Annotated in this window: 8 protein-coding genes and 2 pseudogenes; all 10 read left to right on the top strand. The window is 41.6% G+C overall.

Annotated elements, in window-relative coordinates; genetic code table 11:
- Positions 1-267: 267 nt before the first annotated feature.
- Positions 268-418 (top strand): annotated as a pseudogene (locus ADF68_RS11720) (YSIRK-type signal peptide-containing protein); the annotation flags it as partial.
- Between the two features lie 224 nt (positions 419-642).
- Positions 643-6,763, top strand: a pseudogene (gene bgaA / locus ADF68_RS08255) (LPXTG-anchored adhesin/beta-galactosidase BgaA); the annotation flags it as partial.
- Positions 6,739-8,040 carry an SIALI-17 repeat-containing surface protein gene (locus ADF68_RS11715; RefSeq protein ID WP_414716172.1) on the top strand — a complete coding sequence of 434 codons (1,302 nt, stop codon included), beginning with the start codon at positions 6,739-6,741 and terminating at the stop codon, positions 8,038-8,040. The pseudogene bgaA and the gene ADF68_RS11715, both read left to right, overlap by 25 nt.
- Positions 8,041-8,917: 877 nt before the next feature.
- Positions 8,918-9,505 carry an ATP-binding cassette domain-containing protein gene (locus ADF68_RS08240; RefSeq protein WP_049549391.1) on the top strand — a complete coding sequence of 196 codons (588 nt, stop codon included), beginning with the start codon at positions 8,918-8,920 and terminating at the stop codon, positions 9,503-9,505.
- 3 nt (positions 9,506-9,508) lie between these two features.
- Complete coding sequence (locus tag ADF68_RS08235) at positions 9,509-10,693, top strand: membrane protein (protein WP_049549390.1); 1,185 nt, start codon at positions 9,509-9,511, stop codon at positions 10,691-10,693.
- Between the two features lie 206 nt (positions 10,694-10,899).
- Positions 10,900-11,601: an ABC transporter ATP-binding protein gene (locus ADF68_RS08230; RefSeq protein WP_000323391.1), complete on the top strand. Its 702-nt coding sequence runs from the start codon at positions 10,900-10,902 to the stop codon at positions 11,599-11,601.
- A 1-nt stretch (position 11,602) separates the two neighbouring features.
- Positions 11,603-14,308: an ABC transporter permease gene (locus tag ADF68_RS08225; protein ID WP_049549389.1), complete on the top strand. Its 2,706-nt coding sequence runs from the start codon at positions 11,603-11,605 to the stop codon at positions 14,306-14,308.
- A gap of 95 nt (positions 14,309-14,403) precedes the next feature.
- Positions 14,404-15,756 carry a UDP-N-acetylmuramoyl-L-alanine--D-glutamate ligase gene (murD, locus tag ADF68_RS08220; protein ID WP_049549388.1) on the top strand — a complete coding sequence of 451 codons (1,353 nt, stop codon included), beginning with the start codon at positions 14,404-14,406 and terminating at the stop codon, positions 15,754-15,756.
- A 1-nt stretch (position 15,757) separates the two neighbouring features.
- A complete protein-coding gene (locus ADF68_RS08215) occupies positions 15,758-16,816 on the top strand; it encodes a UDP-N-acetylglucosamine--N-acetylmuramyl-(pentapeptide) pyrophosphoryl-undecaprenol N-acetylglucosamine transferase (protein ID WP_049549387.1) in 1,059 nt (352 codons plus the stop codon).
- A gap of 9 nt (positions 16,817-16,825) precedes the next feature.
- On the top strand, positions 16,826-18,115 hold the full coding sequence (locus ADF68_RS08210; protein WP_049549386.1) for a cell division protein FtsQ/DivIB: 1,290 nt from the start codon (positions 16,826-16,828) through the stop codon (positions 18,113-18,115).
- Positions 18,116-18,264 lie beyond the last annotated feature (149 nt).

The raw sequence follows: 18,264 nt of genomic DNA, 5'->3' as shown, positions 1-18,264 counted from the left end.
TCATCCTCGCGAGGCTGGGACTACGAAATCGAGACTTTGTCTATCGATTTCTGTCCCACCGCCTTTTTTAGTAAAACCATTCACTAAATGTACATTCAGATTTTTAAACTTTTCTACAAATTATAGAAAAAAGAATCAAAAGTATGATTTTTATGCTGCCAGTATTGAAGTTTCTTATATTATTTTATAAAATGGAAGCAAAATACTACTGAAAAAGTAGAGCGCTTACACAAAAATAGAAGCGGTTACGAATATGAGAAGGATCTTATGGGAAAAGATCATTGGAATCGAAAAAGAGTGTATAGTATCCGAAAATTTACCGTTGGAACTTGCTCTGTAGTCATCGGTACTTGCTCAGTCTTATTTGGAGCAAGAGTAGCTGGTGTAAACCCAGTTTCAGCTGATGAAACTCCAATTGCAGTTGCTACAGAAAAAGTAGAGGATGATTCTCATAAAGAGGAACTTGGTGAAACAAGAAGTCCAGAACAGCCAGCATCAACCGAATCAGCTGCAAGTGAAGTTGCTACACCAGCTCATGAAGTTGAAAAAACACAGGACGATCAAACTCTACAATCAGACTCTGACAAAAAAGAGGATTCCATGCTAGATAAGAAACCTCAAGTAATTACTCAAGATCAATCTTCTCAAACGGAAAAACCGTACCTAAAACCGGCTACCAGCGAGGAGGTAAATCAATTGGTTGAGGACCGTAAAGTAGAATTTAACCAAAACTGGCATTTTAAACTCAATGCTAATGCCAACGACGCCATCAAGCCAGATGCCGATGTATCAAGTTGGAAGAAATTAGACCTCCCTCACGACTGGAGTATCTATAACGACTTCGACCATCAGTCACCTGCCCAAAACGAAGGTGGACAACTGAATGGTGGGTATGCTTGGTATCGCAAGACTTTTAAACTAGACGAAAAAGACCTTAACAAGAATGTTCACCTAGTCTTTGATGGTGTTTATATGGATTCGCAAGTCTATGTAAACGGTCAGCTAGTTGGTCACTATCCAAATGGTTACAACCAATTCTCTTATGACATCACTGATTATCTCAATAAAGACGGTCGTGAAAATGTCGTAGCTGTACATGCGGTTAATAAACAACCAAGTAGCCGTTGGTACTCAGGAAGTGGTATTTACCGCGATGTTACCCTTCAAGTCACAGATAAGGTTCATGCTGAGAAAAATGGAACAACTATCTTAACACCAGACCTTGAAAAACAACAAAATGGTAAGGTTGATACTCATGTAACAAGTAAGATTGTCAATACAGATGACAAAGATCATGAAATTCTTGCTGAATACCAAATTATCGAACGAAATGGTCAGGCTGTAACGGACGTGGTTCGTACAGATAGCCAAGTCTTGAAAGCTCATCAATCTACTAGTCTAAATGCTATTTTGCAAGTTGAGAAACCCAAACTTTGGACAGTCCTTAATGACAAGCCTGCCCTTTATGAGTTGGTGACTCGTGTTTATCGTGATGGTCAATTGGTCGATGCTAAGAAGGACTTGTTTGGTTACCGTTACTATAACTGGACACCAAATGAAGGCTTCTCTTTGAATGGTGAACGCATTAAATTCCATGGAGTTTCTCTTCACCATGACCACGGAGCTCTAGGAGCTGAAGAAAACTATAAGGCAGAATACCGTCGTCTGAAACAGATGAAGGATATGGGTGTGAACTCTATCCGTACAACCCACAACCCAGCTAGTGAGCAAACTTTGCAGATTGCTGCAGAACTAGGTTTGTTGGTCCAAGAAGAAGCCTTTGATACTTGGTATGGTGGTAAGAAACAGTACGACTACGGCCGTTTCTTTGAAAAAGATGCCACTCACCCAGAAGCTAAAAAAGGTGAAAAATGGTCTGATTTTGACTTGCGTACCATGGTCGAAAGAGGCAAGAACAACCCAGCTATCTTCATGTGGTCTATCGGTAATGAAATCGGTGAAGCTTCAGGAGATCCACATTCTCTAGCGACTGTTAAGCGTTTGGTCAAGGTCATCAAGGACGTTGATAAGACACGCTATGTCACTATGGGAGCAGATAAATTCCGTTTCGGTGATGGTAGTGGTGGTCATGAAAAAATCGCTGACGAACTGGATGCGGTTGGATTTAACTATTCAGAAGACAACTACAAGAAACTGCGTGCTAAACATCCAAACTGGTTGATTTACGGATCAGAAACTTCTTCTGCAACTCGTACACGTGGAAGCTATTTCCGTCCAGAGAGTGAGCTAGTTCATAGCAATCAGGCTTACCGTAATTACGAGCAGTCAGACTACGGTAATGACCGTGTTGGTTGGGGTAAAACAGCAACTGCATCTTGGACTTTTGACCGTGACAATGCAGGCTATGCAGGTCAGTTCATCTGGACAGGTACTGACTATATTGGTGAGCCTACTCCATGGCACAACCAAAACCAAACACCAGTTAAAAGTTCTTACTTTGGTATCGTAGATACAGCTGGTATTCCAAAACATGACTACTTCTTGTATCAAAGCCAATGGGTTTCTGCTCAGAAGAAACCAATGGTTCACCTGCTTCCTCACTGGAACTGGGAAGATCCTACTCTGAAAGCTAACGTAGCGGATGCAGATGGTAAGATTCCTGTTCGTGCCTACTCTAACGCTGCAAGTGTTGAGTTATTCTTGAACGGTGAATCTCTAGGCAAGAAGACATTTAACAAAAAACAAACTAGTGATGGACGTACTTACCAAGAAGGTGCCAATGCCAAGGAACTTTACCTTGAGTGGAAGGTTGCTTTCGAAGCTGGAACTTTGGAAGCAGTTGCTCGTGATGAAGCAGGTAATGAAATTGCTCGTGATAAGATTACGACTGCTGGAGAGCCTGCAGGTGTTCGCTTAGTGAAAGAAGAACATGCTATCGCAGCAGACGGGAAAGACCTCACTTATATTTACTATGAAATCGTTGACCAGGCTGGTAATGTAGTTCCTACAGCTAACAACCTTGTGCGCTTCCAGTTGCATGGTCAAGGTCAAATTGTCGGTGTGGATAACGGTGAACAAGCTAGCCGTGAGCGTTACAAAGAACAAGCAGACGGTTCATGGATCCGTAAGGCCTTCAATGGTAAGGGTGTTGTCATTGTTAAATCAACTGAGCAAGCTGGTAAATTTACTTTGACTGCTCACTCTGATTTCTTGAAATCTGCTCAAACTACTATCTTCACAGGTAAGAAAGACCAAGAAGAAAAAACTGTCTTAGGTACAGAAGTACCTAAAGTACGTACAGTTATCGGGCAAGCACCAAAAATGCCTAAGAAAGTGGCATTTATCTACAGTGACGGCAGTCGTGCAAAACTTCCAGTAGAGTGGTCAGCAGTTGATATCAACGAACCAGGAATTGTTACTGTTAAAGGTGTGGCAGAAGGACGTGAAGTAGAAGCGCGTGTTGAAGTCTTGGCACTCGAAGCAGAATTGCCTGTCGTTAAGAGAATCGCTCCAAATACAGACCTAAATTCAGTTGACAAATCTGTTTCCTACGTATTGTCAGATGGTACTGTAGCAAGCTATGATGTTGATAAGTGGGAAATTGCAGCTGAAGATCAAGCTAAACTAGCAATCCCAGGCTCTCGCATCCAAGCAAAAGGTATTTTAGAAGATGAAGAAATCGCTGCGACCTTGGTAGTGGCAGAAGGTCAAGCTGCTAATCCAGTAGTTCCAAGTGTAACTGTGGCAGATCAAGCGGTTGAAGGTCTTTCAACTGACCAACCTGTAAAATACCACAAGCTTGCTTATGGCGTAGCTTTGCCAGAGGTTAAAGCTACAGCTGAAAATGCAGAAGTGACAGTTATTCAAGCTAATGAAGCAAATGGTATGCGAGCAACTATCCATGTTCAACCAAATGATGGTGGCCCACTACAAACCTATGCTATCCAATTCCTACAAGAGGCTCCACAAATTGAACGTTTGAGCCTAGAAGTTGAAAATGCAGCTGCTTTGAAAGAGGACCAAACGGTCGGTATCAAGGTCTTGGCTCACTACCAAGATGGTACTCAGGCAGTCTTGAAGGCTGACAAGGTTACCTTCTCAACTACAGGTGAGGGAGATGTAGCCGTTCGTAAAGGTATGCTTGAATTGCACAAACCAGGTCAAGTAACTCTGAAAGCTCAATTTGAAGGAGCAGAAGGTCAGATTGACTTGAACATTCAAGCAAATACTGAAGCTAAAGTCGTCCAAGCCATCCGTCCAGTTAGTGTCGTGACAGGTTTGAACCAAGAACCAAGTCTCCCAGCTACAGTAACTGTAGAGTACGACAAAGGATTTCCGAAGGTTCACAAGGTGACTTGGCAAGCAGTTGCTAAGGAAGAACTTGCTAAATACCATAGCTTTGATGTTCTTGGTAAAGTAGAAGGGCTCGAAAAAGAGGCTCATGCAAAAGTATCTGTAGAAGGTATCATTGCTGTCGAAGAAGTGAGCGTAACAACTCCAGTTGCAGAAGCTCCTCAATTACCAGAGAGTGTTCGGACTTATCACTCAAATGGCCAAGTCTCTTCAGCTAAAGTAACTTGGGACGCAATTGAACCAAGCCAATACGCACAAGAAGGCAAGTTTACTGTGACAGGACATGTCGAAGGTACTCAACTACCAACCAAACTTCATGTTCGTGTGTCTTCACAGACAGAAACTGGTGCTAATATTTCTGACCAGTGGACTGGTTCAGAATTGCCACTTGCCTTTGCATCAGACTCAAATCCAACCGACTCAGTAGCCAATGTCAATGACAAACTAATCTCATATAATAACCAACCAGCAAACCGTTGGACAAACTGGAACCGTACAAGTGAAGCATCAGTGGGAATTCTCTTTGGTGACTCTGGTATCATGTCTAAACGTTCAGTTGATAATCTCAATGTCGCCTTCCACGAAGACCACGGTGTTGGTGCACCTAAATCCTATGTCATCGAATACTATGTCGGTTCAGCAACTCCAACAGTTCCTAAGAATCCAAGCTTTGTAGCTAGTGAAGACCATGTCTTTAATGACGATAAAAACTGGAAACAAGTGACAAATCTCAAGGCTCCAGATCAAGTAAGAGCTGGAGAAATGACTCACTTTAGCTTTGATAAAGTCAACACTTACGCAGTTCGTATCCGCATGGTTAGACCAGATGGTAAATGGGGTACTTCAATTACAGAATTGCAAATCTTCTCTAAACAAGTAGCTGCAGCTAAGAAAGCTCAAGCGCAAATCCAAGTAGATGGAAAAGATTTGCCAAACTTTAACCCAGGCTTGACTGACTACTATCTTGAAGCAAGCCAAGGAAAAGTTCCAGCTGTAACAGCAAGTGTAACTGAAAATGGTATTGCAACAGTTGTACCAAGCGTACGTGAAGGAGATCCAGTCCGTGTTGTTGTTGTTAAGGCAGAAAATGGAGATATCCTAGGTGAATACCGCCTACACTTCACAACTGACAAAGATTTGCTAACAAGTAAGCCGATAACAGCGACTAAAGCTTCTCGCTTGGTTGCTAAAGGACAAGCCTTAGAATTACCAGCCAAAGTCCCTGTTTACTTTACAGGAAAAGATGGCTATGAAGTCAAGGACTTGGCTGTTGACTGGGAAGAAGTACCAGCAGAAAATCTAACAAAAGCTGGTGAATTTACAGTTCATGGTCGCGTTTTGGGTACTGATTTATCTGCTGAAGTGGCTGTACGTGTGACAGACAAACTCGGTGAAAACCTATCAGACAACCCAGACTTCGATGATGACAGCAACCGCTCATTTGCCTCAGCAACTAACGATATCGATCCAAACTCTCGTGACCGTGTGGACTATGTCAATGATGGTTCTGATGATGAAAGTCATCGTTGGACTAACTGGTCTGCAACTCCATCTTCTAATCCAGAAGTTTCAGTAGGGGTTATCTTCAGAGAAAATGGTCAAATTGTTGAGCGTTCAGTTGCAGAAGGAAAAATTCGCTTCTTTGCTGATGGTGGAACAGACGCCCCTTCTAAACTCGTCCTAGAACGCTATGTTGGACCAGAATTTGATTCACCAGAATATTACTCTAACTACCAACCATACGATCCAGGACATCCATTCAACACTCCTTCTAACTGGGAGAAAGTTGAATACCGTGCGGATCAAGAGATTCAAGCAGGAACTGACATCCATGTAACCTTTGCACCAGTCAAAGCTAAAGCTATGAGATGGCGCATGGATAGAAAAGCTGACAAGAAGGGTGTGGCTATCACTGAAATGGCCTTTATCGCACCAAGTGAAGCACCTAAGGACAATACAGCTTCTAAACTTCTTGTGGATGGTAGAGAGCTTGCTGACTTCTCTAAAGCTCGTGTAGATTACCAAGTAACCTATAGTGGAACTCGTCCTAAAGTAACAGTGGAAGCTGGTGAAAACGTAGCGGCGACAGTTGTTGATAGTGGTGACGATAAACTTCCAGTTTTGGTACGTCTTGTTTCAGAAAGTGGTAAGAACGTTAAAGAGTACCGAATCCAATTGACTAAAGATGAGGTCGAAACTGCTAAGGCAGAACCAGCTGTTCAAGAAGCACTTCCTAGCCTAGAAGTGGTAGAAGAAGCAATTAGCTTTAAGTCTATTAAGCAAGATGATCCGACTCTTCCAGAAGGTGAAACTCGTGTGACTCAAGTAGGTCGTGAAGGTAAAGAACGCATCCTTACTGAAGTAGCAGTAGATGGAAGCCGTACTGAAAAACTTCGTGAAGTTGTTGAAGCAGCACAAGATGAGATTGTCTTAGTCGGAACTAAGAAAGAAGTATCAGGTAAAACTGATCCAGCTATCCACGAGGTTCCAGAATTCACAGGCGGTGTTAACGGAGCAGAAGCAGCTGTTCATGAAGTACCAGAATACGCAGGAGCAATTGGCACAGCAGGCGACGAGCCAGCTCCAGTAGTAGAAGTTCCAGAGTACACAGGAGCAATTGGAACAGCAGGTGACGAGCCAGCTCCAGTAGTAGAAGTTCCAGAGTACACAGGAGCAATTGGAACAGCAGGCGACGAGCCAGCTCCAATAGTAGAAGTTCCAGAGTACACAGGAGCAATTGGAACAGCAGGCGACGAGCCAGCCCCAGTAGTAGAAGTCCCAGAATTCAAGGGTGGCGTTAACGCAGTCGAAGCAGTTGTTCATGAAGCTCCAGAATACACTGAATCTATTGGCACAGCAGGCGACGAGCCAGCTCCGGTAGTAGAAGTTCCAGAATTTGAGGGTGGCGTTAACGCAGTCGAAGCAGCTGTTCATGAAGTTCTGGAATACACAGGAGCAATTGGCGCAGCAGGTGAAGCAACTATTCATGAAGTCCCAGAATTCAAGGGTGGCGTTAACGCAGTCGAAGCAGTTGTTCATGAAGCTCCAGAATACACTGAAGCTATTGGCACAGCAGGCGATGAGCCAGCTCCGGTAGTAGAAGTCCCAGAATTCAAGGGTGGGGTTAATGCTGTTGAAGCAGCTGTTCATGAAGTTCCAGAGTACACTGAAGCTATCGGTACAGCAGGTGACGAAGCAGCACCAGTAGTAGAAATACCAGAATTCAAGGGTGGCGTTAACGCAGTCGAAGCAGCTGTTCATGAAGTTCCAGAATACACAGAAGCAATCGGCACAGTAGGCGACGAGCCAGCACCAGTAGTAGAAGTCCCAGAATTTGAAGGTGGTGTCAATGCAGTAGAAGCCGCTAAGAACGAAGTCCCAGAATTTACAGGTAGTGTCAATGGAGCAGAAGCATCTATTCATGAAGTTTCAGAGTTTACTGGTGGAGTGAATGGTGAAGAAGCAGCTGTTCAAGAAGTAAGCCCAGAATACACAGGTGGTGTCAATGGAGTAGAAGGAGCAATCCATGAGGTTCCAGAATACAAAGATGAGCAGTCTCTTGTAGCTCTTGCTATGTCACAAGACAAGACCTACCAAGCGCCTGCAAGTCGTCAAAATATCCTCCCTGAAACAGGTACTAAGGAAAATGCAACCCTTGCAACAGCAGGTGTTGTAGGAGCACTTCTTGGTATGTTTGCAATGGGAAAGAAAAAAGAAAACGAATAAGATGATGTAAAAGCATCTAAGTCATAGAGATTGGACCAAGAAACAGATCTCGACAATAAAAAGCGGACAAAACTAGTTTTCTGATCTACAGAGACTGGTCTTGTTCGCTTTTTTGGCTCATTGTCAACTGTAGTGAACAACAAGAAAATGTAATACTCTTCGAAAATCTCTTCAAACCGCGTCAACGTCGCCTTGGATTATATATGTGACTGACTTCATCAGTCTTATCTACAACCTCAAAGCAGTGCTTTGAGCAACCTGCGGCTAGTTTCCTAGTTTGCTCTTTGATTTTCATTGAGTATAAGACAGAGCTGGCTTCTTATTCATAAATTACCTTTCATTTGATAGCAGGTTCCCTTGAAGATGTTTAGTCTGCTAAACCAAGGCTAGTCTTAGCCTAAGCCATTTTATCAAATGAAATCACATCCCATATTTTCTCTATGCTAGTTAGACAATCTTATTTTTAGAAAGTATGACTAGCTAACTTCTAAGTGTTATATATTATTAAAACAAATGGGAACTGTTGTATAAAAACGGGGAAAATGATATAATAAAAGCGTTTCCAATAGTAATGATATAAATGCAATGAAAAATATGAAAAGTCAGTCAAAGTCGTGTTATTAGCTAGTTTGTTATGAATTGGTCTTTTCAATCCAGTGTATCTGTTGTGACAGTCACTAAAAGTTATCGGTATTATTGGAATACCTACTATAAGTCTAGTATGAATTGCCACAGACGTATCTATATTAACATATGGTAGCGATATCGTTATGAAGTATAAAGTAGGTTCTGGCTGGAATTTCTATCGTTATGAGTTCATAAACTACTACAGCGGAGACTTTTAATCGTTAAAGAGTGAGAAAAAGGAGGGTTTGATATGTTAAGACTTACTCATGTTACCTTAAAAACGCGACAAATCATTTTACAAGATGTAGATTTCACCTTTGAGAAAGGTAGGATTTATGGCGTTCTTGCTATCAATGGCTCTGGAAAGACGACTCTGTTCCGCGCCATTAGCAACTTAATTCCCATAAGTAGTGGAAATATCACAGTCCCTCCTTCTTTATTTTATTATGAAAGTGTTGAATGGCTGGATGGAAACTTAAGTGGGATGGACTACCTTCACCTTATAAAAAATATTTGGAAGTCAGACCTGAACTTGAGGGATGAAATTGCCTATTGGGAAATGTCTGATTATATCAGCCTTCCCATTCGCAAGTATTCCTTAGGTATGAAGCAACGCTTGGTGATTGCCATGTATTTCCTCAGTCAGGCGAAATGCTGGCTCATGGATGAGATTACAAATGGTTTAGATGAGTATTATCGACAGAAGTTTTTTGATAGGCTGGCGCAAATTGATAGACAAGAACAGCTGGTTCTTTTAAGTTCCCACTATAAGGAAGAGTTGGTTGATGTCTGCGATAGAGTAGTAACCATTCATCAGGGTCAGATAGAAGAGGTTTAGTTTATGAAAGATGTTAGTCAATTTTTATTGAAAAAAGTTTTCAAAAGTCGCTTAAACTGGATTATCTTATCTTTATTTGTCTCTGTACTCGGTGTTACCTTTTATTTCAATAGTCGGACTGCAAACTCAGTCAGCTTGGAGAGTCGGTTGGAAACTCGTATTGCAACTAACGAGAGAGCAATCAATGAAAATGAAGAAAAACTCTCCCAAATGTCTGACACCAGCTCGGAGGAATACCAGTTTGCTAAAGAAAATTTAGACTCGCAAAAAAATCTTTTGACGCAAAAGAAAGAAATTCTGACTTTGTTAAAAGAAGGACGCTGGAAAGAAGCCTACTATTTGCAGTGGCAAGCTGAGGAAAAGAGTTATGAAATTGTATCGAAGGAACCGACTTCTAGCTCTGACTTAAAAATGGCGGTTGACCGCGAACGAAAGATTTATCAAGCCCTGTATCCCTTAAACATAAAAGCTCACAATTTAGAATATCCGACCCATGGGATTGATCAGATTGTCTGGATTTTAGAGCTTATCATCCCAAGCTTGTTTGTGGTTGCTATTATTTTTATGCTAACGCAACTGTTCGCAGAAAGATATCAAAATCATCTGGATACAGCTCAGTTATATCCTTTTTCAAAAGTGACATTTGCAATATCCTCTCTTGGAGTTGGAGTGGGTTATGTAACTGTGCTGTTTATCGGAATCAGCGGATTTTCTTTTCTAGTGGGAAGTCTGATAAGTGGTTTTGGACAGTTAGATTATCCCTACCCGATTTATAGCTTAGTGAATCAAGAGGTAACTATTGGAAAGATACAAGATGTGTTATTTCCTGGCTTGTTATTAGCTTTCTTAGCTTTTATCGTTGTTGTGGAAGTCGTCTACTTGATTGCATACTATTTCAAGCAAAAAATGCCTGTCCTCTTTATTTCCTTAATTGGGATAGTTGGCTTATTGTTTGGTATCCAAACCATTCAGCCTCTTCAGAGGATTGCACATCTGATTCCCTTTACTTACTTGCGTTCAGTGGAGATTTTGTCTGGAAGATTACCTAAGCAAATTGATAATGTCAATCTAAATTGGGGCATGGGGGTGGTCTTACTGCCTTGCACGATAATTCTTTTGCTATTGGGAATTCTATTTATCGAAAGTTTGGGAAATTCACGAAAAAAGAGTATGTTAAATAGGTGTTAGTTTTCCTATTTCCACTTGATAACTACTTCATGCAATCAAGAATATGAAAGAACATCCGAATCATTGTTAGCTATGAAAAATGTGGGGAAACGAATCTCAGGAGACTCTCAAAATATGAGCTAAAAAAAGTCATCATTAGATGGCTTTTTTGCTATCAAAAGAGTTATAATAAAGGTGAAAATAGTAGGAGAAGAGGAGGAGATAGGATGGCTTATATTGAAATGAAAAATAGCTATAAGAGGTATCATACTGGTGATACAGAAATTGTAGCAAATCGAGATGTCAACTTCGAGATTGAAAAGGGAGAACTGGTCATTATCCTTGGTTCATCTGGTGCAGGGAAGTCAACAGTTTTGAATATTCTAGGTGGTATGGATACAAACGATGAAGGGCAAGTCTGGATTGATGGGACTAACATTTCTGACTATACCTCCCATCAGAGAACCAACTATCGCAGAGATGACGTTGGCTTTGTCTTTCAGTTTTACAATTTGGTTTCTAACTTGACTGCTAAAGAAAATGTCGAGCTAGCTTCAGAAATTGTTGCCGATGCCTTAGATCCAGAACAGGTTCTCAAGGATGTAGGCTTAGGTCACCGTCTCAATAACTTTCCAGCCCAGTTGTCAGGTGGCGAGCAACAACGGGTATCCATTGCTCGAGCTGTGGCTAAAAATCCTAAAATTCTCCTTTGTGATGAACCAACGGGAGCTTTGGACTACCAGACTGGTAAGCAGGTTCTAAAGATTCTGCAAGATATGTCACGTAAAAAAGGAGCCACCGTTATCATCGTGACCCATAATGCTTCGCTAGCTCCCATAGCTGATCGCGTTATTCAGATGCATGATGCCAGTGTCAAGAGTGTTGTCCTCAATCCTCAACCACAGGATATTGATGATTTGGAGTACTGAGATGAAAAGAAAGACATATTGGAAAGACCTGCTCCAGTCTTTCACAGGTTCAAAGGGACGGTTCTTATCCATCCTAACTCTGATGATGTTAGGTTCTTTAGCCGTGGTTGGTCTCAAAGTAGCCAGTCCCAATATGGAGCGAACAGCATGGGATTATATTCAAAAAGCCAATCTGGCTGATATTACTGTCATAGCAGATTATGGTCTAGATCAGGCAGACCAGGAAGAATTGCAAAACCATACGGGAGCAGATGTTGAATTTGGTTATATGACAGATTTGACTCTGGCAAATAGTGAAGATGCCATACGAATCTTTTCAAATACTGATAAGATTTCAAAATTTCAAGTAACGGAAGGTCGTTTGCCTGAGAAAGAAGATGAACTAGCCTTGGCGGACTTTTTGAAAGATCGCTATCAGATTGGTCAAGTCATTTATTTGAGTCAAAAAAAGGGCAGTAATTCTCAGTTGAAGCGGGATAGTTATACCATTACAGGCTTTGTCCACTCTCCAGATATTTTTTCAAAAACGGATATGGGGAGTTCAGCCAGTGGTAATGGGAATCTAGCAGCTTACGCTGTCATAACTGAAGCAAATTTCAAGAGCTCTGTTTACACGATTGCCCGCTTGCGTTTTGCTAGCCTAACAGATGTCAATCCTTTTTCCAGTGATTACGAAAAGAAGCTAGAGGAAGAAGAGGAGACTCTAAAGAACTTAGTTGCTGATAATGGACAAGCGTGGCTAGAGAAAATGAAGAAGGATGCCCAAGAGTCCCTTGATGAAGGCAAGAAACAACTGGATGAAGCAGAGACCAATTTGACATCTGGCAAGAAACGCTTACAGGAAATCGAAACGCGTCTACAAGCTCAAGAAAATCAAGTGAGCCAACTACCAGAGCCACAAAAAAGTCAAGCGTCTAGTCAGTTAGAAGAAGCAAAAGAACAACTAAAGCAGGAACAGGAAAAGCTGAGCCAAGCCGAAACAGATCTTACTAAGGAAAAGGCTAAATGGCAGACCAGTCAGGATGAAGTCAATGCTCTGACAGAGCCAAGCTATCATGTCTACAATCGCAAGAGTTCTCCTACTGGTCAAGGTTATCTCATGTATAGTAACTCGGCTATGAGTATTCGTGCCGTAGGGAATATCTTCCCAGTTGTTCTCTATGCCGTAGCAGCCATGGTTACCTTTACCACCATGACCCGTTTTGTAGACGAGGAGAGAACCAATGCAGGGATTTTCAAAGCTCTAGGCTACCATAGCAAGGATATCATTGCTAAGTTTGTGATTTACGGTCTAGTTGCTGGTACTCTTGGCACCCTTCTAGGAATTCTGATTGGTCATTACATCTTAGCACCTACTATTTCGCATATCATCACTGAGCGAATGATTGTTGGAGAAAGTCAGCAGTATTTCTACTGGACCTATAGTTGCTTGGCTTTGGGACTAAGCTTAGTAGCTAGTGTCCTACCTGCTTACCTTGTATCTCGCAGAGAGTTGCATGAAGAAGCAGCGCAATTATTACTACCCAAGCCACCAGTCAAAGGTTCCAAGATTCTTTTGGAGCGCATCACCTTTATCTGGTCTCATTTGAGCTTTACCCAAAAGGTAACTGCCCGCAACATTTTCCGTTACAAACAACGCATGCTGATGACCATTTTTGGAGTTGCAGGTTCAGTAGCCCTCCTCTTTGCAGGACTTGGGATTCAATCCTCTGTTGTAGGAGTAGCTGACAGGCAGTTTAATGATCTGCAACAATACCAGATGATTCTCTCTGTCAATTCTCGGGCTTCAGATTCTGATATGGCCAAGCTAGAAGAAAAATTGCAGAGTGATGAAGTTGAAAACTATCGTTTAATTTCTTCCAAACAGATTGAAGAAAAGTATGCAGGCAAGGCTGGTGTTCAAACTGTGACCATGATGGTAACGGATCAAGATGACCTGGACCCCTTTGTCCATTTAGAAAAAAATGGGGAAAAACTGAGCTTATCTAACGGACTTGTTCTGACTGAAAAATTAGCCCAGTTGGCAGGAGTTTCCCTTGGTGACAACTTTACAATAGATGGAAAAACCTTTAAGGTTGGAGCCGTTACCGAACACTACGTAGGCCATTTTGTTTATATGAATCAGGCGACCTATGAGGAGATATATGGTCAAGCTCCCAAGATGAATACCTATCTGGTCCAACTTAAGGATAAAAGTGAAGGGAATACTGAAAGAGTCGCAGGAGAATTTATGGACCAGGTAGCTGTCAGTGGCCTCGTTCAAAATGCCTCCACCATTCAGCTCTTTGAAAGTTTTGCTAATTCTCTGAATCATACCATGGCGATTTTGGTTCTGGTATCGGTGCTATTAGCCATCGTGATTCTCTATAATTTGACCAATATCAATGTTGCTGAACGGATTCGGGAACTCTCAACCATCAAGGTTCTTGGTTTTCATAATAAAGAAGTGACCCTTTACATCTATCGGGAAACCATCCTATTGTCACTAATTGGAATGATTGTAGGATTGGTATCAGGCTTTTATCTCCATCAATTTCTCATTCAGATGATCGCACCTGGTACCTTCCGTTTTCAACCAAAGGTCGGCTGGGAAGTTTATCTCATTCCAGTTCTAGCTGTCAGTGTCATTTTGACCATCCTAGGAGTTTTTGTCAATCATTATCTCCGAAAGGTGGATATGTTAGAAGCCCTCAAGTCTGTAGAATAATTGGTAGAGGACAAAAACAAATAAGAAAGCCCTTTGTGGCTTTTTTATTTTCATAAAAATGGTAAAATAGTAAGAGTAGAAATGGAGTTCTAGATATGAAACGAATTGATCAATTTGAAAATAAGAAAGTATTAGTCCTCGGTTTGGCTAAATCAGGTGAGTCTGCAGCTCGTCTCTTGGACAAGCTAGGAGCCATCGTAACGGTGAATGATGGCAAGCCCTTTGAGGAAAATCCAGCTGCGCAAAGTCTTTTGGAAGAAGGCATCAAGGTTGTCACTGGTGGACATCCTTTGGAATTATTGGATGAAGATTTTGCCCTCATGGTGAAAAACCCAGGAATTCCTTATAGCAATCCTATGATTGAAAAAGCGCTAGAAAAAGGCATTCCAGTTTTGACAGAGGTTGAGTTGGCCTACTTGATTTCTGATGCACCGATTGTTGGTATTACTGGTTCAAATGGTAAGACAACGACCACAACCATGATTGGTGAAGTTCTGACTGCTGCAGGACAAAATGGTCTTCTTTCTGGGAATATCGGTTACCCTGCAAGCCAGGTAGCTCAGACAGCAACAGATAAGGATACCCTTGTCATGGAGCTATCCTCTTTCCAACTAATGGGAATCCAAGAATTTCATCCTGAAATTGCTGTTATTACCAACCTGATGCCAACACATATTGACTATCACGGTTCTTTTGAAGCCTATGTCGAAGCTAAGTGGAATATTCAAAGCAATATGACAGCGACTGATTACTTAGTATTGAACTTCAACCAAGACTTGGCAAAAGAATTGGCTAGCAAAACACAAGCTACCGTTGTACCATTTTCAACACAGGAAAAGGTTGATGGAGCTTATCTGGAAGATGGTCAACTCTACTTCCGTGGGGAAGTAGTCATGGCAGCGAATGAAATCGGAGTTCCAGGTAGCCACAATGTAGAAAATGCTCTTGCGACGGTTGCTGTGGCCAAGCTTCGTGGTGTGGATAACCAAACCATCAAGGAAACCTTGTCAGCCTTTGGTGGTGTCAAGCACCGTCTCCAATTTGTAGACCAAATCAATGGGGTTAAATTCTATAACGATAGTAAATCAACCAATATCTTGGCAACTCAAAAAGCCTTGTCTGGATTTGACAATAGCAAGGTTATCTTGATTGCTGGTGGTTTAGACCGTGGTAATGAGTTTGACGAATTGGTACCAGATATTACTGGACTTAAGAAAATGGTCATTCTCGGTCAGTCTGCAGAACGTGTCAAACGTGCAGCCGATAAGGCAGGTGTGGCTTATGTGGATGCAACAGATATTGCAGATGCAACCCGCAAGGCTTATGAACTTGCAGAAGAAGGAGATGTGGTTCTCCTCAGTCCTGCTAATGCTAGCTGGGATATGTATGCTAACTTTGAAGTACGTGGAGATCTTTTCATCGACACTGTAGCGGAGTTAAAGGGATAATATGAAAAAAATAGTATTTACAGGTGGGGGAACGGTTGGACACGTTACCCTCAACCTTTTGTTAATGCCTAAGTTCATCGAAGATGGCTGGGAAGTCCACTATATTGGTGACAAAAACGGAATTGAGCATCATGAAATCCTCAAGTCAGGTTTAGATGTCACTTTCCATTCTATTGCAACTGGGAAATTGCGCCGATATTTCTCATGGCAAAATATGGTTGACGTCTTTAAGGTTACATTTGGAATCCTTCAATCGCTCTTTATCATGCTCCGTCTTCGTCCACAGGCCCTCTTTTCTAAGGGAGGATTTGTATCTGTTCCACCTGTCATTGCAGCGCGAGTATGTAGAGTACCTGTCTTTATCCACGAGTCTGACCTCTCTATGGGCTTGGCCAATAAAATCGCTTATAAGTTTGCGACTAAGATGTACTCTACTTTTGAACAAGCGTCTAGTCTCACTAAGGTAGAGCACGTTGGAGCTGTGACTAAGGTTTCTGGTCCAATTATGGAAGAACCCGAAGAAATGGTGGATATCCGAACTTACTTTGATAGTAAGTTACCAACCCTTCTCTTTGTAGGTGGTTCTGCTGGTGCGCGTGTCTTTAACCAATTAGTTACAGACCACAAGGAAGAGTTGACTAGTCGCTACAATATCATCAACCTGACAGGTGATGCTAGTTTAAATGAACTAAGTTCAAACCTCTATCGTGTTGACTATGTGACTAACCTCTATCAACCGCTCATGAATATGGCTGATGTTGTCATCACTCGTGGTGGTGCCAATACTATTTTTGAGCTCCTTGCCATGGCTAAATTGCATGTCATTGTGCCACTAGGTCGAGAAGCCAGCCGTGGAGATCAGATTGAAAATGCGGCTTACTTTGTGAAAAAAGGCTATGCTGAGGAGTTGCAAGAAAGCGACTTGACCTTGTCAACTTTAGAAGAAAAAGTAAGCAAGCTTTTGACCCACAAAGAAGACTACCAGAACACGATGAAGAATTCTCAGGAATTAAAATCTGTGGCAGATTTTTATGAGCTATTAAAAAAAGATTTATCATAAGGAAAATTGATGTCAAAGGATAAGAAACAAGAGCCAACTCAAGGCAAGGAATTGTCAGAGTGGCAAAAACGAAATCAAGAGTATCTTCAAAAAAAGGCTGAAGAAGAGGCTCAACTAGCCAAAGAAGAAGCCAAGGGAGATTCAGGCAAAAAGGAAGTTTCAATAACTTCTGATGCAGAAACTAGCTTATCAGAGTGGCAGAAGAAAAACCGAGAGTATCTGCGCAAAAAGGCTGAAGAAACCAAAGAAGAGCAAGAGTCAGATATATCCGAAAATACAGAGGAAGCAACGGAAGTAGATCCTAATAGCGAAGAGCAGAAGGAGCTTATAGCAGATGAGTCCTCGCCTGAACTTGAAGAGGAAGCAGCTGAAGCAGAACAAGAGCAAGACGAGGCTGAAAATTCAGAAGTAGCAAAAGCAACAAAAGTAGAAAAGGTAGAAGAAAAGAAGGTTAAAACCAAGAAAAAGCCTACCAAGCCTTCTATTCCTAGAGTTCATATCTGGCGTGCTATTACGATTCTAATCCCGAGTTTGCTTGTCTTGTTCTTTTCGATCTATCTCTTGACCCCCTTTTCAACTCTGAAAAACATAGAAGTCACTGGGACTGTAGAGACCAATGCAGACCAAATCAAAGAGGCTTCAGGGATTCGTGATAGTGACTATACCTTTAGTCTACTTCTCAATAAAGACAAACATGCTGAGATGATTAAGTCCAATCACTGGATTGAATCTGCTAGCATTCACTATCAATTCCCGACCAATTTCACCATCCAGGTCAAGGAATACGGGATTGTAGCCTATTATGTTTCTGGAGAGGACCATTATCCGATTCTTTCCAGTGGTACGGTTGAAACTAGTCCAGTTAGCCTAGTCAGTCTTCCAGAAACCTATATGTCTGTACTCTTTAACGATGAGCAGCAAGTCAAAACCTTGATTGAACAACTGGCTGAAATCAGCCCAGAGATTAAGCAAGCGATCAAAACGATTGAATTGGCTCCAACTAGTGTAACCAGTGATCTGCTCAAGATTACCATGTATGATACGGATGAAATTTTGGTTCCTCTATCAGAACTAGGTAAAAAATTGCCTTATTATAGTAAGATAAAACCACAATTGACAGTACCAAGTGGTATTGATATGGAAGTTGGTATCTATAGTTATAGTTTGGCGGATAAGGCGCTTGAGGAAGAAAGAATCAAGGCAAAAGAAGAGGAAAAGAAAAAGCTGGAAGAAGAGAAGAAAAAACAAGAAGAACAAGGTAATCAAAACCAAACAACTCAACAATCACAGAGTCGATAAGCTTGAGAGCATTCTATCGACTTGATTGTGAGTCTTGACTTTAAAGTTCTTCGGATACTAGTTTTTACTTGACAAGTCCCGCTTTAAATAATAGAATAGTTAAAAATCTTTAAAGCAGTCCAGAGAGGCAGCTAAGGTTAGACGGTGAA

The sequence above is a fragment of the Streptococcus pseudopneumoniae genome, assembly GCF_001068775.1.
In the GTDB taxonomy this organism is placed as follows: Bacteria; Bacillota; Bacilli; order Lactobacillales; family Streptococcaceae; genus Streptococcus; species Streptococcus pseudopneumoniae_N.
The sequence above is the reverse complement of the archived record's forward strand: the minus strand, read 5'-3'. Positions and strand labels throughout refer to the sequence as shown.